General features: G+C 70.0%; 19 protein-coding genes and 1 pseudogene. 11 read left to right on the top strand and 9 right to left on the bottom strand.

Annotated elements, in window-relative coordinates; all coding sequences use genetic code 11:
* Positions 1-19: 19 nt before the first annotated feature.
* Positions 20-1066 (top strand): DUF4037 domain-containing protein, encoded by a 1047-nt coding sequence (locus tag ABFX50_RS38385; protein WP_346153611.1) that lies wholly within the window; start codon positions 20-22, stop codon positions 1064-1066.
* Here ABFX50_RS38385 and ABFX50_RS38380 read toward each other — a convergent pair.
* Both ABFX50_RS38380 and ABFX50_RS38375 read right to left on the bottom strand, forming a co-directional pair.
* On the bottom strand, positions 1041-1868 hold the full coding sequence (locus tag ABFX50_RS38380; protein WP_346153609.1) for an SRPBCC domain-containing protein: 828 nt from the start codon (positions 1866-1868) through the stop codon (positions 1041-1043). The two genes, ABFX50_RS38385 and ABFX50_RS38380, sit on opposite strands and share 26 nt — an antisense overlap.
* Positions 1869-2185: 317 nt before the next feature.
* On the bottom strand, positions 2186-2950 hold the full coding sequence (locus ABFX50_RS38375; protein WP_346153607.1) for a MerR family transcriptional regulator: 765 nt from the start codon (positions 2948-2950) through the stop codon (positions 2186-2188).
* A 79-nt stretch (positions 2951-3029) separates the two neighbouring features.
* On the opposite strand from ABFX50_RS38375, the gene ABFX50_RS38370 reads away from it, so the two are divergent.
* From ABFX50_RS38370 to ABFX50_RS38355, 4 genes are all read left to right on the top strand, one after another.
* The gene (locus ABFX50_RS38370) at positions 3030-3818 is read left to right on the top strand and encodes a MerR family transcriptional regulator (RefSeq protein ID WP_346153605.1); all 789 of its coding nucleotides are present in this window, start codon (positions 3030-3032) and stop codon (positions 3816-3818) included.
* Entirely contained in the window at positions 3815-4339 is a 525-nt protein-coding gene (locus ABFX50_RS38365; protein WP_346153603.1) for a GyrI-like domain-containing protein, read from the top strand. The genes ABFX50_RS38370 and ABFX50_RS38365 overlap by 4 nt, the downstream gene beginning before the upstream one ends.
* A gap of 116 nt (positions 4340-4455) precedes the next feature.
* On the top strand, positions 4456-5430 hold the full coding sequence (locus tag ABFX50_RS38360) for an FAD/NAD(P)-binding protein (protein ID WP_346153601.1): 975 nt from the start codon (positions 4456-4458) through the stop codon (positions 5428-5430).
* Positions 5431-5958: 528 nt separating this feature from the next.
* Positions 5959-6789: a nitroreductase/quinone reductase family protein gene (locus ABFX50_RS38355; RefSeq protein ID WP_346153599.1), complete on the top strand. Its 831-nt coding sequence runs from the start codon at positions 5959-5961 to the stop codon at positions 6787-6789.
* Positions 6790-7102: 313 nt separating this feature from the next.
* On the opposite strand, the gene ABFX50_RS38350 is transcribed toward ABFX50_RS38355, so the two are convergent.
* Positions 7103-7303 carry a hypothetical protein gene (locus ABFX50_RS38350; RefSeq protein WP_346153597.1) on the bottom strand — a complete coding sequence of 67 codons (201 nt, stop codon included), beginning with the start codon at positions 7301-7303 and terminating at the stop codon, positions 7103-7105.
* A 152-nt stretch (positions 7304-7455) separates the two neighbouring features.
* Here ABFX50_RS38350 and ABFX50_RS38345 point away from each other — a divergent pair, with 152 nt between their 5' ends.
* The 3 genes from ABFX50_RS38345 to ABFX50_RS38335 all read left to right on the top strand — a co-directional run bounded on the left by ABFX50_RS38345 (position 7456) and on the right by ABFX50_RS38335 (position 8981).
* Positions 7456-7929: a PaaI family thioesterase gene (locus ABFX50_RS38345; protein ID WP_346153595.1), complete on the top strand. Its 474-nt coding sequence runs from the start codon at positions 7456-7458 to the stop codon at positions 7927-7929.
* A gap of 49 nt (positions 7930-7978) precedes the next feature.
* On the top strand, positions 7979-8122 hold the full coding sequence (locus tag ABFX50_RS38340; RefSeq protein ID WP_346153593.1) for a hypothetical protein: 144 nt from the start codon (positions 7979-7981) through the stop codon (positions 8120-8122).
* A gap of 76 nt (positions 8123-8198) precedes the next feature.
* Entirely contained in the window at positions 8199-8981 is a 783-nt protein-coding gene (locus tag ABFX50_RS38335) for an SDR family NAD(P)-dependent oxidoreductase (RefSeq protein ID WP_346117647.1), read from the top strand.
* A 13-nt stretch (positions 8982-8994) separates the two neighbouring features.
* On the opposite strand, the gene ABFX50_RS38330 is transcribed toward ABFX50_RS38335, so the two are convergent.
* On the bottom strand, positions 8995-9621 hold the full coding sequence (locus ABFX50_RS38330) for a LysE family translocator (protein WP_183643685.1): 627 nt from the start codon (positions 9619-9621) through the stop codon (positions 8995-8997).
* A gap of 8 nt (positions 9622-9629) precedes the next feature.
* Positions 9630-10670 (bottom strand): tyrosine-type recombinase/integrase, encoded by a 1041-nt coding sequence (locus tag ABFX50_RS38325; RefSeq protein ID WP_346153591.1) that lies wholly within the window; start codon positions 10668-10670, stop codon positions 9630-9632.
* A 98-nt stretch (positions 10671-10768) separates the two neighbouring features.
* Here ABFX50_RS38325 and ABFX50_RS38320 point away from each other — a divergent pair, with 98 nt between their 5' ends.
* Both ABFX50_RS38320 and ABFX50_RS38315 read left to right on the top strand, forming a co-directional pair.
* Positions 10769-11023: a hypothetical protein gene (locus tag ABFX50_RS38320; RefSeq protein ID WP_346153589.1), complete on the top strand. Its 255-nt coding sequence runs from the start codon at positions 10769-10771 to the stop codon at positions 11021-11023.
* A 38-nt stretch (positions 11024-11061) separates the two neighbouring features.
* Positions 11062-11352 (top strand): annotated as a pseudogene (locus ABFX50_RS38315) (glycosyl transferase); the annotation flags it as partial.
* 102 nt (positions 11353-11454) lie between these two features.
* Here ABFX50_RS38315 and ABFX50_RS38310 read toward each other — a convergent pair.
* The 4 genes from ABFX50_RS38310 to ABFX50_RS38295 form a co-directional block, all read right to left on the bottom strand.
* Complete coding sequence (locus ABFX50_RS38310; RefSeq protein ID WP_346117661.1) at positions 11455-12984, bottom strand: helix-turn-helix domain-containing protein; 1530 nt, start codon at positions 12982-12984, stop codon at positions 11455-11457.
* A gap of 50 nt (positions 12985-13034) precedes the next feature.
* Complete coding sequence (locus tag ABFX50_RS38305) at positions 13035-14708, bottom strand: enoyl-CoA hydratase-related protein (RefSeq protein ID WP_346153584.1); 1674 nt, start codon at positions 14706-14708, stop codon at positions 13035-13037.
* 345 nt (positions 14709-15053) lie between these two features.
* The gene (locus ABFX50_RS38300; RefSeq protein WP_183643671.1) at positions 15054-15299 is read right to left on the bottom strand and encodes a hypothetical protein; all 246 of its coding nucleotides are present in this window, start codon (positions 15297-15299) and stop codon (positions 15054-15056) included.
* 19 nt (positions 15300-15318) lie between these two features.
* Entirely contained in the window at positions 15319-15783 is a 465-nt protein-coding gene (locus tag ABFX50_RS38295; RefSeq protein ID WP_346153582.1) for a hypothetical protein, read from the bottom strand.
* A 188-nt stretch (positions 15784-15971) separates the two neighbouring features.
* Here ABFX50_RS38295 and ABFX50_RS38290 point away from each other — a divergent pair, with 188 nt between their 5' ends.
* Positions 15972-16199: a hypothetical protein gene (locus ABFX50_RS38290; protein WP_183643665.1), complete on the top strand. Its 228-nt coding sequence runs from the start codon at positions 15972-15974 to the stop codon at positions 16197-16199.
* Positions 16200-16249 lie beyond the last annotated feature (50 nt).

Raw genomic sequence — 16249 nt, 5'->3', positions numbered from 1 at the left:
CTCAGGCACAGTTGAACGAATGATGTCCGGTTTTGTTCCTGGTCTTGAGCTGAGCCGCGCCTACTACGCCGACGTGGTGGCGCCGCTCGTCGCCGATATCCCGCACAGTGCCGCCCTCATCGGTCCCGGCTCGGAGGTGCTGGCCTTCGACACCCAGCGCAGCGCCGACCACGACTGGGGTCCTCGCGTGCTGCTGTTCGTGCCGCCCGGCGCCGCCGCCGAGACCGAGGCGGCGGTCGAGGCGGGACTTCCCTCCATCTTTTGCGGCTATCCGACCGTGTTCGCCCAGCACGGCCAGGTGCGTCACGGGGTGCGGGTGGCCGAGCTGGGCGGCTGGCTCACCTCACGGCTGGGCTTCGACCCGCGGGGGCCGATCACGCCGCTGGACTGGTTGTCGGCGCCGTGGCAGGCGCTGGCCGAGGTGACGTGCGGGGAGGTCTTCCACGACGGGCTGGGGGAGCTGAACCGGGTGCGGGCGGCGCTGCGCTGGTATCCCGACGACCTGTGGCGGTACGTGCTGGCCTGCCAGTGGCAGCGCATCGGGCAGGAGGAGTCCTTTCCCGGCCGGTGCGCCGAGGTGGGCGACGAGCTCGGCTCGGCGACGCTGGGCGGGCGGCTGGTCAGGGAGGTGATGCGGCTGGCGCTGCTGCAACGGCGACGCTATCCCCCCTACGCCAAGTGGCTCGGCAGCGCGCTGGCCCGCCTGCCGGGCGCCGCCGAGCTCGGCGAGGCCCTGGGGGCGGCGCTGGCCGCCCGCACCTGGCGGGATCGCGAGGCGGCTCTCAGCGCCGCCTACGAACGGCTGGCCGCCGTGCACAACAGGATCGCGCTCACCGGCCCCGTCGAGACGTCGGTGCGGCCCTTCCATGACCGGCCCTTCCAGGTGATCGACGGCGGGCGCCTGGCCGAGGCGCTGCTGGAGTCCATCGGCGACCCGCAGGTGCGGGCGCTTGCGCTGTGCGGCAGCGTCGACCAGATGTGCGACAGCGTCGAGATCCTCACCCATCCGGCCCGCGCCAGAGCGGTGACCGCCGCCGTGCTCACCCTTCAGCCGGCAGCCGCCTGAGCCGGTCGGCCAGCCGCCTCAGGTGTTCGCGCCAGGCCGAGGCGGCCAGCTCACGTCCTGCGGCGGAGGTTCCGCTGTGGGTCAGGACCAGGCGTGCGCCCTGCCCGGTGCCCTCACCCAGCTCCCAGGCCACTGTGCCGTCGGGGGTGTAGTAGAGGAGTCTGCGCTCGGGCTCGACCTCGGCGACGTTGCCCGCGGGGATGGGCCCGCAGGTGAAGCCGGCCGGGACCGGGCCGTCGGCGCGCACCTGCAGGCCCGCCGTCAGCTCCCGCCACACCAGTTCGGCGCTCCTGGTCAGCTGGCGTTCCAGGCGCACCGAGCCGGGGCCGAACTCCGGCTCGTCGAGCCCGAACTCGTTGACGAAGGCGTCGTGCAGTTCGGCGGTGTCCTCCGCCTCGGGGGCGGGCAGGCCGGCCAGTTCGGCGGCCAGGATCCGCAGGCAGGTGTGCCAGCCCGCGGCGAAGCTGGCCGCGCCCGCCCTGTCGTCGAAGGTGTGGGCCAGCGTCAGCGCCCCTGGGCGCACCTGCCAGCGCAGGTGGTCGCCCTCCCAGGTGTAGGCCAGCAGGCGGGGCGGCTCGAAGTCGGTGACCATCCCGATCATGGCGCGCTCGCCTGCGCCGAAGTCGAAGACCACCTTGCCGCCCGGCATGGGGTCGTCGATGCGCAGGTCGGCGGGGAACCAGCGGGCCAGCACGGCGCGGTCGGTCAGGGCCCGCCACACCGCGTGCACGGGGTGCGGCAGCGGGCGTTCCATCCGCAGGACGCTGCGGCCCAGATCGCTGTCCAGGGACTGGATGTTCATGCAGGGCCTATACCCGCCGCCGGCGGCGGGCAGCCGCGAACCGCTCGCCGTCGACCGTGAGGACCTCAGGTCCGCTCAGCCGCGCGCGGCGTGCGCCGGTCTCGTTCCCGCCGCACGTTTTCGCCTCACCGCGGGGTGGCATGTCAGCCCGCCGCCGTTGCCGGCCCGGTGGTTCCGGTGAGGAGCACCAGCATCGGCAGGGCCAGGTTGTTGACGGCGTGGACGGCCACGGCGGGCCAGATCGACCCGCTGCGTCGTTCTCAAAGGAACGTACGCTCCGGCTATCGGATACCCCACGTTCTCTAAACGGGCCACGCTCACGCCCCTTCCCGCCGGTCGGCGTTGGCCTCGATCGCCTCACTCAGATACGCCGCCAGGCCCGACGCCACGGACTCCAACGTCTCGGTGAAACGGGCGTCGCCGACGTACAACTCGCCCAGGCAACGATGGATGGCGGGCGTGCACTCGTAGAACCAGCGGCTGATGTGCTCGCGATGCCGTTCGGCCAGCTCCATCACCGCCTCGCCGTCCGCGGGAAGGCCCGCCTTCATCGCCGCCACCAGCTCCTCGGTGATCAGCGCCGCCTCATCGCGCAGCCGCAGCCAGTCGTCCTTGGTGTAGGAGGCGACCCGGCGGCGGCTTTCGGCGTACTCCCGCGTGCCGCCCCAGCGCCGCCGCACCTCCGCCTCGTACCGCTCGGGACGGAAGCCGCCGAACACCTCGAAGCGCTCCTCGGGCGTGAGCGTGATGTTCATCGTCCGCGCCTCCATCGCGACCTCCACCGCCGCCACCATGTCCCGCAGCCGGTCGAGGCGCGCCATGAGCAGCTCGTGCTGGCGGCGCAGGTGCGTCATCTCGTCACTGCCGGGGTCGTCCAGGATCGCGGTGATCTCCTCCAGCCCGAACCCGAGCTCCCTGTAGAACAGCACCTGCTGCAGCCGCTCCAAATCGGCGTCGCTGTAACGCCGGTAGCCCGCCTGGGTGCGCTCGGAGGGCGACAGCAGGCCGATCTCGTCGTAGTGGTGCAGCGTCCGCACCGTCACCCCCGCCAGCCGCGCCACCCGCCCCACCGTCAAACTCATCCCTCCAGCATGAACCCTCACCCACCGTGAGGGTCAACCGGTTGGACTCTCCTGCCGAGGGAGAGCCCATCCTTGAGACATGGACCTCCTGCCAATCGGGCAGTTCGCCCGTCTCAGCAGGCTCAGCGTCAAACAGCTGCGCCACTACGCCGACCTGGGCCTGCTGCCGCCCGCCCACGTCGACGACGACACCGGCTACCGCTACTACCACCCCTCCCAGGCCCGCCAGGCCATGTCGATCGGATTGCTGCGGTCACTGGACGTGCCGCTCGCGGTCATCGCGCAGGTCCTGTCGGGTACGGCAGGCGCGCTCGGCCAGGTCCGCGACGACCTGGACAGCGAACTGCGCCGCCGCCGCCGCACCCTGGCCGCCCTGGAGAAGGTCATGGCCGACGGGCTGCCGTCGGCCCAGGTCCGCATGGTCGAGGAGAGCCCCCGCCTGGTCGCGGTGACCAGCGAACAGGCCGCCGACGACCTGGACGTGGGCCGCGCCACCTCCGCGTGCGTGGCCAGGCTCCTGGCCGCCCGTCTCCAGCACGCCCATCTCCAGCAGGCCGCGCCCCGCCTGATCGGACTGTTCCCCGTCGACCTGAACGAACCCCTCACCGTCGAGGTGGCCCTGGAAAGCGACGCGCCCGTCACCGGCACCACCAGCCGCCTCCTGCCGGGAGGCCGCTTCGCCCAGGCCACCCACATCGGCCCCTACGACCAGATCTCCCTGACCGCGCACGCCCTGCTGTCGTGGTGCGCCGAACGCAACCACCCCGTGCACGGCCCGCTCAGGGAGGTCTACGCCAGCGACCCGGCCACCACCCCCGCAGACCAGCTCATCACCCATCTGCAGATCCCCCTGGAGGAAGACCAGTGATCACCACCTACGGGCCCGTCACCGCGCTGACCGTCTCAGGACTCGGCGAACCCGGCGGCGGCGAGCACACCTCGGCCATCACCGCGCTCTACACCGTCGCCGCCGCCATGAACGTCGCCTTCGGCCCGCTGGAGGGCCGCTGGTGGGTGGAGGACGAGCGGCCCGCGCTTCAGGTGCCGCGCGAGCAGTGGCGCTGGCACCTGCACCTGCCGCTGCCCGCCGTACCGGCCGACGGGCAGATGGAACGCGCGAGGGAGGCGGCGCGCCCCTCGGGCGCCGCCGTCGACCGGGTGCAGGTCGTCACCTTCACCGAGGGCGAGTGCGTCGAAGCGCTGCACGAGGGCCCCTACAGCGACGAGCACCTCACGCTGGCGGCGATGCAGGACTACATGGACGCCCACGACCTGGTGGCCAACGGCCTGCACCACGAGGTGTACCTGTCGGACCTGGGCGAGAGCGACCCCGCCACGATGCGCACCGTGCTGCGCCAGCCGGTCAGGAGCGCGGCGACCGCCCCATGATCGACCCGTGAGCCTCCTGCCTGTGGTCCGGACCCCCGGTGAGCCTTCCCCATGTTCCGCTTCGGGCCAACCCCTCGTTTGAGGGGGATCGACGCCCGCCGCTCAACCTGGACACGGTGCTGGTCAACGCCCCACCCGCCCTCATGTCGATCCGTCACCGTGACAGGGGGCACTACGCGGCCTGGCTGGGCGAGCGCGCTCCCGCCCACCTCGACGGCCTGCTGGGACAGCCGCTCGTTCCCCGCGCGCTCTACGGCCACTACCTGCGGCACACCGCCGAGACGGCACTGGCCGCCCTGCGCGAGCGAGGTTGGCACGTACGCGTGCACGCCGCCCGCGTCACCGCGATGGCCGCCTCCGCAGACCGGCTGAGGTTGCGCGCCGAGGACGGGCACGTGAGCGCGCTGCACCGCGAGAGCGGCGCCGTCACCCTGGACGACCTCATCCAGTTGCTGCGCGCCGAACTGGACCAGGCCGGGGAGGACTTCGACGACTTCGCGGCCGACCTGCTGTCCGCCAGAACCGACGAGCCCGGACGGCGGCTGCGACGCCAGCTGGCCGCCGTCGACGATCCCGCGATCGGCCGCCGCGTCCTGCAGGAGACGGCACACGCCCTCGGCCCCTACGCCTGGCGGCTGCTGCCCCAGCCCGACCGCGGGCGACTGCGGCGTCACTTCCGGCTGGCCACCAGCCTCGCCTCACCCATGGTGCCGGTCAACGCGCGCGTCCTGATGGAGCTTCTGGATCGCGGGCAGCTCACCGTGGCCGCGGGCGTCCGCGAGATCCAAGCCGCGCACGGCCGCTTCCGGCTGCGCTGCGACGACGGCACGCAGAGCGCGGACGTCGTCGTCAATGCCGTGAACCCCTCCCCGCAGGCCGTGCCGCACGCGGCCGCGCAGCTGGTCGCCTCCCTGCTGGCCGAAGACCTGGCGGCACCGCATCCGGCCGGGGGACTGGTCCCTGCCGATCCACGCCTGCACGTGGTCGGGGACCTCGCAGGGGGCGGCCCGTTCATCACCTCCGGCATCCTGGGCGTCGCCGCCCAAGCCGCCAGGACCGCCCAGGCGGTGCTCACCGCGCGAGCCGGGTGACCGAGTCGCCGTCCCGTCGTCCCCGCCGCGCGGGCCAAGCGCGCGGCGCGGTACGGCGGACGGCGCGGTACGGCCGACGGCGCACAGACGCTCCGGCCGGCCACGCGAGACGGCAGGCCCAGGGCGCGCCGCACCGGCGCGGCGTGGCCAGGAGGCCGGTGGCTGCCCGACGGCCGGAAGCCGTCACGGCCCCCGCCGGCGTCGGGGCGGCGTTGCCTGGCCGACTTCGGTGCCGCTAGGGTGCTTGATGTGACTGCCGGGTCGGCCTGCTTGGGCCACGAGCGAGTGAGGGTCCCGGCCACGGCGTGAGCGCCGGGCGGGCCAGAGGTCCGCCTTCGCTGTCCGCTCCGCCTGTGGGCCACCGTTCCGCGCCGACGCGCGACATCCCCCTCTGCACGGCGCCGCCGTACACCACCCGCCGGGTCAGCCCCGCCGGGCGTCAGGGCGCGCCGTCCCCTCCCCGCCGCACCACGGTCCTGCCGTGGTGACGTCGTCATGCTCACCGCATCCCGAAGAAGAAAGCAGAGAATGCCGAACGAGTTCAACCAGCAGATCATCGAGGAGTTCCGGGCCAACGAAGGGCGGGTCGGCGGATACTTCGAAGGAGCCAGACTGCTCCTGCTGACCACCACCGGAGCGCGCTCGGGCCGCCCGCACACCACCCCGCTCGGATACCTGCCCGACGGCGACCGCGTCCTGGTCATCGGCTCGGCCGGAGGCGCGGCCCAGCACCCGGCCTGGTTCCACAACGTGGTGGCCAACCCGCGCGTCCAGGTCGAGACCGGCGTCTTCACCTACGACGCGCACGCCGTCGTCCTGGAGGGACAAGAGCGCGACCGCCTGTTCGCCCGCGCGGTCGAGGCCGACCCCGGATGGGCCGACTACCAGGCCAAGACCACCCGCGTCCTGCCGGTCGTGGCGCTGAAGGAGATCCCGAGCGGGCCGCCCAACATCAAGGCCGGCTCCTTCGGCGAGGCGCTCAGACTCATCCACAACACCTTCAGGCGGGAGCTGGCCCTGATCCGCAAGGAGATCACCGAGTCGGGCGCCGGACTGGGCGCCCAGCTGCGGGTGAACTGCCTGACGTTCTGCCAGGGGCTGCACGTCCACCACACCCACGAGGACCAGGGAATGTTCCCCGCCCTGGCCGCCCGCCACCCCGAGCTCGCCCCGACGATCGAGCGGCTGGGGGAGGAGCACCACACCGTCGCCGCGCTGATCGAGGAACTACAGCAGGTCGTCTCCGCCGCCGACGCTGACCCCGCCCAGGTGCTGGCCGAGGTCGACCGGCTCATCGACGCCGTGGAGAGCCATCTGACCTACGAGGAGGAGCAGCTGATCCCCATCCTCGACGCGTAGGCGCCCGTCCGGGGGCGCGTGGTCATGCGGCGGAGGGCATGGCAGGGGAGCGCGCCCCCGGGGGTGGGGAAGAGGCGGGCGAGCAGCGCCGACCGGGCTGCAGCGCCTCTTTCGCGCTGCTGGATCCCCCTCGCCCCCCGGCGGACAGGCCATCGCCGCAGCCGTCGAGCAGACCCTCGCGCTCCTGCGCGAGATTCGGGATGCGGTGGACCTCATCGTCCGCAGCAAGACCGCCGACCTTTGAGGCATCCAGCGCCCCGCTGCGTGGCCCCGACCAGGGCGACGGGATGGCGGCGTGCGGTAGGGGTCTGTGTCAGGCGGCTTGGGGGGAGCGGGTGAAGTCGCCGAAGACGGTGCGGTCGGTGGCGGTGGTGACGCCTTGGCCAGGGCTGATCGTGGCGGCGAGGGTGAGCAGAAGGGGGACGTGGTGGTCGGTGGTGGCGTGGGGGAGGGCGGCGCCGGTGCTGGGCGGTAGTCGGGGAGGCGTCGATGTCTCCTCGGGTGAATGGCTCACCGCGCGAGAGGCGAGTCGCGTCTGCGATGCCGCGATGATCGTGTTCGGTCTGGCGCTGCCGGCAGCGCAACTGGTCAAGTAGGGGCAGACCACGTAGGCCGGAACGGGCTGGCACGGGGGCCAGGAAGACGGGCGAACGATGGAGGAGGGCCATGGAAGATCGGCAGCGACGGCAGCAGGCAAGCCCTGAGGTGCAGGCGCGTATCAGGGCCAGTTTCGAACGTCAGGGATTGATGCGCCATCTCGGCGCGCGCATCGTGCACATCGCACCAGGATGCGTGCACATCGTGCTCCCCAGCCGGCCCGAGGTCACCCAGCAGCACGGCTACATCCATGCGGGAGCCACCAGCGCCATCGCCGACAGCGCGGGCGGCTATGCGGGGTTCACCCTCTTTCCCGAGAACACCGCGGTGCTCACAGTGGAGTACAAGATCAATCTTCTGCGGCCTGCCGTAGGCGAGCACATCGAGGCCGTGGGAACGGTTCTGAAAGCCGGGCGGACGCTGACCGTGTGCCAGTTGGAGGTGTTCGGCGTCCAGGAGGGGCACCGGACGCTCGTCGCGACGGGCCAGCAGACGCTGATGTGCCTGAATGAAAGAGCTGAACAGCCGGGCGAGCACCGCTGAAGCCGCCTCTCCGGCCTGGCTTGACGGCGGCTTCGTGCCCGATGCCAGGATGACTGTCCCGCGTACCCGGTGCCGAGGTTTCGGAGGCCGCATCCCCACGCCCGCCTTCTTCACCATCGCCGCCCTGGCCGAGGTGCTCGACGTCTCCCTCGACCAGATCGCGCTCCACCTGACGCCCGCCGTACGAACCTGACACCGGCCGCCCGCGCCGACTGAAGCGCCTCATCTGTGGCAGGGGAGAGGAGGGCAAGCCGGCGAAAGGGGCGACCATGGGGCCACTGACAGGCAGAACCGCGCTGGTGACGGGCGGCTCACGCGGCATCGGAAGGGCCATCGTGCAACGCCTGGCCGCCGACGGCGCCTCGGTCGTCTTCACCTACGCCTCGGCTGAGGCCGCAGCCCGGCGCGTGGCCGCCGAGATCGACCTCGAGGTCGGCGCCCTGCGCGGCTCGGCCGACGGCGGCGCCTGGCCCGTACGGCTCGACCTGACCGACCTCGACGACATCCAGCGACTGTTCGCCACCGCCTTCACCACCGCCCACGAGCGCTTCCCCGAACCCGGCCTCGACATCCTGGTCAACAACGCCGCCATCGCCGCCGACCGCCCCATCTCCGAGGTCACCGAGGCCGACTACGACCATGCCATGGCCGTCAACGCCAAAGGCGTCTTCTTCACCATCCAGCACGCCCTGCCCCACCTGCGAGACGGCGGCAGGATCATCAACCTGTCGACCGTCAGCACGACCTGGCCCAGCCCGGGCGAGGCCCTCTACACCGCGAGCAAAGCCGCCGTCGAGCAGTTCAGCAGGGTCGCGGCCAAGGAACTGGCAGGACGCGGCATCACCGTCAACACCATCTCACCCGGCCCCACCGACACCGACCTGCTGCGCGAGGCGACCACCGAACAGCAACGCCAGGCCGTGGCCACCATGACCCCCCTGGGCAGGCTCGGCACCCCCGCCGACGTCGCGGCCGTCGTCGCCTTCCTCGCCGGACCCGACAGCGGCTGGGTGACAGGCCAGAACATCCACGTCGACGGCGGGCTCATCTGAGCGCTCCCGGCCGCTACTGCGGCGACAACGCCAGCCGCAGCCCGAAGGCCACCAGCACCGTGCCCGTCACCCTGTCGATCACCCGGCGCGCCACCGGCCGCTCCAGCCACGACCTGGCCGCCCCCGCCCCGAAGATCAGCAACGTGAACCAGGCCAGACCCTCCACGTTGTGCACCAGCGCCAGCAGCAACCCGCCCACCAGCGGCGGCGCCTCCTGCGGCAGGAACTGCGGCAGCAACGCCACGTAGAACACGCCGATCTTGGGATTGAGCAGGTTCGTCAGCGCGCCCCTGGCCCACGCCGAGACCAGCCCGCCACCCTCCCGTACGGCAGGCTCGGCCACCCCCTGCGCCGGCCGCCGAGCCTTCACGATCATCGACACCCCGAACCACACCAGGTAGGCCGCACCCGCGTAACGCAACGCGGTGAAAGCCACCTGCGAAGCGGTCAGCAACGCCGACAACCCCGCCGCCGCGGCCGCCCCCCACACCAGCACCCCGGTGTTGACCCCCAGCGCCGTCGCGAAAGCCACCCGCCTGCCCCGCGTCAACGCCGCCCGCAGCACCAGCGCCGTGTCGAGCCCCGGCACGATCGTGACCAACCCCGCAACCACCGCGAACGACCACAAAGCCGAAGTCATGCCGTCCATCATCGCCGATCGGGAGGCTTCAGCAACGGATGGGAGCGCATCGCCACCTCCAGCTCACCGGGCAGCTCATCGCGATAACGCCCCAACGTCGCCAGATCACTGTGCCCCAGCACCCGCCGCACCGCGTCCATGTCCACCGCGTCGGCCAGCAGGTGCGTCGCCGTCGTGTGCCGCAGACCATGCGGCGTCACCGAACGCCGCTGCGCAGGATCGACCTGCCGCTGCACCCTGTCGATCACCGCCTGCACATCACCGCGCGCCAGCCGCCGCCCCCGCCACGACAACAGCAACGCCTTGTCGGCCGTCTCAGGACGCCCCCCGGCCAGATACGCCTCCAACGCCTGCGCCACCACCCCCGGCAACGGCACATCACGCGTCTTGCCGCCCTTGCCGAAGATCCGCCAGTAACGCACCCCGTCGTTGGTGTAGAAATCCTCCACATTGGCCCGCACCAGCTCCGACACCCGCGGACCCACAGTCGACAACAACAACACGATCAACGCGTCACGCGACTCCGTACGCTGGTCACTACGCGGCCTGCGCCGCCCCTTCGCCACCGGCGCCGCAACCTCGGGCTCGGCCCCCAACTCCCTGGCCGCGCCGATCAGCCCCTGCGCCTGCTCCCGCGTCAACGCCCGCCGCTCGGCCCGCAGCCCGCCCCGCTCCCTGGCCGTCACCGTCGCCATCGCCATCGGATTGATCTGCACCCAACCCGCCAGCGTCGCGTGCTTGAACAGCGCCGAGATCGACCGCCTGAACCGCGCCTGCGAAGAGGCGCTCTGCAACCCGCCCGTCGGCTCGGCCCTGCGCCCGTCAGGCTTACGCGCGAACGCCAGCAAAATCGCATCCACGTCCTCGCCCGTCAGATCGTCGAGCACCGCCCCCTCACCGGCCAGCGCCACCAACGTCGCCACATCCCGCGCGTAGACCTCCGCCGTCGACATCGACAACGCCCCCGTCAACGTCTTGGCACGCACCAACTCCACATAACGGTCAGCCGCCTCCCGCACCGTCAGCCTGTTGAGCTCCGCAGGCCGCATGCCCCTCCTCGCCTAGAACATCAGCGCAAAGACCGTACCGAGCGGCACCGACAAAAACGCGAGGAGCCCCGCGACCAGCCCCGATAGCTTTGCTGACCATGTCACACATCGCCATGGTCAGCATTCCGGCACCCGGCCACGTCAACCCGAGCCTGGAGGTCATCGCCGAGCTGGTGCGCCGCGGCCATCGCGTCACCTACGCCAACGACCCCTCCTACCACGACGTCATCACCTCCGCCGGAGCCGAACCCAAGCCCTACACCTCACCCTGCCCACCCACGACGACCCCGACGGCTGGCCCGACGACACCATCGCCCAACTCGACGTCTTCCTGCGCGACAACCAGGCCATGACCCCCCAACTCCGCCAGGCCTACCACGACGACCGGCCCGACCTGTTCCTCTACGACATCGGCGCCGCCGAAGGACTCGCCTGCGCCGTCCCCATGATCGCCGTACCCCAGGCCGTCGACCAGTTCTCCAACGCCGGCCGCCTCACCGAACTCGGCGTCGCCCGCCGCCTCGACACCGACCAGGCCACCGCCACCGCCCTGCGCCAGGCCCTGCTCGACCTCACCGGCGACCCCCACGTCACCGAACGCCTCGCCGCCATCCAACGCCACCTGCAGGCCGAAGGCGGCACCAAGCGCGCAGCCGACCTCATCGAGGCCGCCCTGCCCTGAGCCCGCCGCACCCGGCAGAGCGCCGCCCCGCAGACGGCAGAGCCCCGCCACCCCCCAACGGCAGGGGAGCGGCGGGGCAGCCCTAAGGCGGGGGACAGGACCCTAGATGTCGCGGAAGATCTCGATCCGCGCACCCAGCGCCGTCAACCGCTCCGCCAGATCCTCATAACCCCGATTGATCACATACACGTTCCGCAGCACCGACGTGCCCTCCGCCGCCATCATCGCCAGCAGCACCACCACCGCGGGACGCAACGCCGGCGGGCACATCATCTCCGCCGACCGCCACCGCGTCGGCCCCTCCACCAGCACCCGATGCGGATCCAGCAACTTCACCGACGCACCCAGCCGCGTCAGCTCCGTCAGATAGATCGCCCGATTGTCGTAGACCCAGTCATGAATCAGCGTCGAGCCCTGCGCCGTCGCCGCGATCGCCGCGAAGAACGGCACATTGTCGATGTTCAGCCCGGGGAACGGCATCGGATGAATCTTGTCGGTGGGGGAGACGAGCTTCGAAGGCCGCACCGTCAGATCCACCAGACGCGTACGACCGTTCGCCGCCCGATACTCCACCCCCCGATCATGATCCAGCCCCATCTCCTCGAGCACCGCCAGCTCGATCTCCAGGAACTCGATCGGCACCCTGCAGATCGTCAGCTCCGACGACGTCACCACCGCCGCCGCCAGCAGACTCATCGCCTCCACCGGATCCTCGGAGGGGGAGTAGTCGACATCCGCCTCGATCTGCGGCACCCCGTGCACCGTCAGCGTCGTCGTCCCGACACCCTCCACCTTCACACCCAGCTCCTCCAGGAAGAAGCACAGGTCCTGCACCATGTAGTTCGACGACGCGTTACGGATCACCGACACCCCGTCATGACGCGCCGCCGCCAGCAGGGCGTTCTCCGTCACCGTGTCGCCCCGCTCGGTCAACACGATCGGCCTGGTGGGGGAGACCGACGCGTCCACCTTCGCGTGATACATCCCGCCCGTCGCCGTCAGCTCCAGACCGAAATGCTTCAACGCGCTCATGTGCGGCTGCACCGTCCGCGTCCCCAGATCGCACCCGCCCGCGTACGGAATCTCGAACTGCTCCGCCCGATGCATCAACGGCCCCAGGAACATGATCACACTCCTGGTACGGCGAGCCGCCTCGGTGTCCATCGACCCCAGATCCAGCCGCGCCGGCGGAACGATCTCCAGATCGCTCCCGTCGTTGATCCACCGCGCCCGCACCCCGATCGAGGCCAGCACCTCCAGAATCCGGTAGACCTCCTCGATCCGCGCCACCTTCCGCAGGATCGTCCGCCCCGAATTCAGCAACGACGCGCACAACAACGCCACACACGCGTTCTTGCTCGTCTTCACCTCGATGCTGCCCGACAACCGCCGGCCACCCACCACCCGAAGATGCATCGGCCCCGCATAACCCAGCGACACGATCTCGCTGTCCAACGCCTCACCGATCCGGGCAATCATCTCAAGACTGATGTTCTGATTGCCCTTCTCGATCCGGTTCACCGCGCTCTGACTCGTCGCCAAAGCCTCCGCCAGCTGAAGCTGCGTCCAACCCCGATGCTGCCGCGCATCCCGGATCAGCCTGCCGATCCGCACAAGATAGTCATCCGCCATAGCAGGAGAACATATCTCACATATGAGATGCACACGCGACAAACGAGACCTCAGAGACCAGACGTCCCACGATGCGACGCAAGATGCGCCGGCGTCGCCACCGCCTTCGCCTTCCCCACAAACGCCCGCCGCGCCTCAGCGAACCCATGCCGATCATCGAACATGTCCCTGCTCATCTCCGCCAGCTCCTCGATCCGATACGCCTCCAACGGCTTACGCCGCTCATCCTCCTCACGCCGCTCCCGCTTCACCCGCACCAGCTCCTCATAGTCATCCCGCCCCGCCAACCGCTCGGCGTACTCCAGAACCTCCTGCTCGAACTCCTCCCTCGACCCCTTCAACAACCGATCAGCCAACCCCAGCGACACCGCCGACGCCGCCCCCAACGGCAACGCCTCACCCGTCAACGACTGCGCCACCTCCGCACCCACCCGCCGAGGCAGCACATACGTCCAGTACTCCGAACCGAACAACCCCATCGTCCGATAATGCGGATTCAGCACCCGCCCCTCACGCACCAGCACCCGATCCGCCCCGAGCGCCATCATCACCCCACCCGCGCCCGCGTTACCCCCCATCGACGCCACCACCAACTGCCCCGTACAGCCGATGATCTCCTTGCACACCCCGTTGATGGCGTTGATGTTCATCCACGCCTCCATCTCCGGATGCCGCGCCGACTCGATCACATTCAGATGAATCCCGTTCGAGAACACCTCACCACCGCGAACCACCACCACCCGCGTGTCCTGCGCCACCGCGTACTGCAACGCCTCCACCAGCCGCCGGCACTGATTCGTCGCCATCGCCCCGTTGTAGAAGTCGAAACTCACCACCCCCACCCGGCCGGCCCGCTGATACGTGATCTCCGAAAACCCCGGCTGACTACCCGGCGCCCGCCCCAGCCGCCGACGCAACACCGACACAGCCGGCAGCTTCACCCCGACCCGGTCCTCACGCCGCAGCTGACCGACCCACACCGTCCCGTCACCGGTGTGCACCAACACCGCCCCACCCCGGCGAGCGGCCACCGACCCCGGCTGACCCACCAGCTCAGGACCCATCCGCGCATCGAACACCCGCACCGGCATCCCGCACAGCAACGCCGCCGCACCCGGCGACCCGTCAGCCGCCCTGATCCGCCGCACCACCCGCTCCGACGACTCCGCCCACGAGAACTCCCGATCGGCCCGCACCATCGCAGGACGCAACCGGCCCCACACCTCAGGACGCCCGTAATCCAGCGGCACAGGCACGAACGAAGGATCAGCCGCCTTCTGCACCACCTCCACCACCAACTCCACCGCGGCGTCCGAGACCAGCCCGTTGTACAGCGAGCTCTTACGCATCGGCTCGGCCGGCAACGCGAACTCCCGCCACCCCCAGATCGGCCCCGCGTCCATCTCCTCGACCGCCTGCAACGCCGTCACGCCCCAGCGCCGCTCGCCCTCCAGGATCGCCCAGTCCAGCGAGGACGGGCCCCTGTCCCCACGCGGGCCGGGGTGGATGATGATCACCCGGTGCTCGCGCCACAGCCGCTCGGGGACCCTGTCCTTCAGGAAGGGGCAGATCACCAGGTCGGGCTTGGCCAGAGCCACCGCCTCGAGCATCACCTCCTCCGACAGCGCCAGTTCCACCGTCACCTCGTGGCCGGCCTCGCGAAGTTCGATCCAGGCGCGCTGGGTCAGGCCGTTGAACGCAGAGACAAGGAGCAGAATCCGCACGTGAGGTCATCCTTCAGAGCTGAGCTTCGACTGAACAAGTGATGCTGACATGACTCAGCAAAGCCAAGTGACTGAACAGCGCAATTTCCCGAATTTTCGGACATCTCCACCCGGACAGGGGGGCGCAAAGGGGACATAACTCCGGCTCGAGTGATCGCCAAAGGGGGGAGAGGTGCGTCACAGGGAAACGGGGTCGTCAGGTACGGCGGGCGGGGCTCCGGCCTGGCCGTACGCGTGCGGGAGAGCGCCTGGGCGCGGTCCGTCTCGCGGCGCACGTCAGGGGCGCTTCCGGCGCACGTTTCTTATACCAAACAGAATTCACCTTCTGTCCGGTTTAGCCTCGATTCATAGCTTTCGCACGAATCTCGTGGCGGCGCGATGACTCATTCCCGTCTCGCCGCGCACCAGGAAGACCGCGTCGGTGAACTGCCCGGAGGCCTTCAGCTCACGCGCCTGGTCGGTGATGTCGAGGGAGGGCAGGAGGCGGTTTCGGGGGCGCCGCGTCAGCCGTACGGCCAGGAAGATCAACCAGATGATCGCCGCTGTCACGAGAACGGTCAGGAGGACGAGGGAACCCAGACTCGTCGGCATGTGTCGATCGTAACGCCGATCACAGCGCTTGCACGAAGGTCTGTGCCTCGCCCTGGGTCATGCCGGTCTCGCCGATGACCAGATGCACGGCCTGCTGCTCGCGTCCGGCGGCCTTGAGCTCGCGGACTCTGGTGGCGAGGTCGGCCTGGTGCAGGCGTGGGGGTGGCTGTGGCAGGCGGGTCATGGCGGGGTGGTCGATGAGGCGGCGTCCTGCGCGCATGCCGTCGACGGCGGTTTTGGCGTCCTGGAGGCTGAGGCCGGTGTGCTGGCGCAGGATCTTGATGGCGAGGATGGTCTTGCCCTCGTTGACGAGTGCCTGCAGCTGATGTTCGAGTTCGGCGGGCGTCGTGGGTGTGATCATCGGATGTGGTGTGCGGCCTCGCGCGATCTTGCCGGCGGTGATGGCGATGGCCGCGATGATGGCTGCGATGATGCCGACGATGGTGAGCAGCATGAGGATTTCGGGGACTCCGATGTTCGGCATGGCTTGATCGTAGCCCGATCTGGTTGCTCGATAATGAACATTATGTCAAGTAGATCTGGTGTGCGGCGTGTCGGCTTGCTCCCCCGGATGTTGACCGATGTGTTTGACGGATCGTGGAAATACTGACCCGGAATGATTGAGTGCGCATAGTGTGGGTTATCCGGCGAGACTTCGGATAGGGAGCACACGTGGGGAACGACGCGATTTTGTGCCAGGTGTGCCAGGGGGTCCTGCCCGCTTCCGGCCGTGAGGCGTACACGCCTGCCAGGGGGCGGCTGATCGTCACCAACGGTTACTGCGAGGGCGGCTGCGCTGAGCGCGTCTCGCCGCGGCAGCGTTCGGTGGATGCGGTACGGCAGCAGCAGCCGTCGATGGCGGCTCCGCAGGCGCCTGCGGTGCGGGTGCTGACTTCTTAGACGTCGAGGTGTGGTGGCGCCCCTCCCCCGTGGTGTCGGAGGTGGCGCCG

This window comes from Nonomuraea recticatena (assembly GCF_039533245.1).
Classification (GTDB): Bacteria; Actinomycetota; Actinomycetes; order Streptosporangiales; family Streptosporangiaceae; genus Nonomuraea; species Nonomuraea roseola.
The sequence above is the reverse complement of the archived record's forward strand: the minus strand, read 5'-3'. Positions and strand labels throughout refer to the sequence as shown.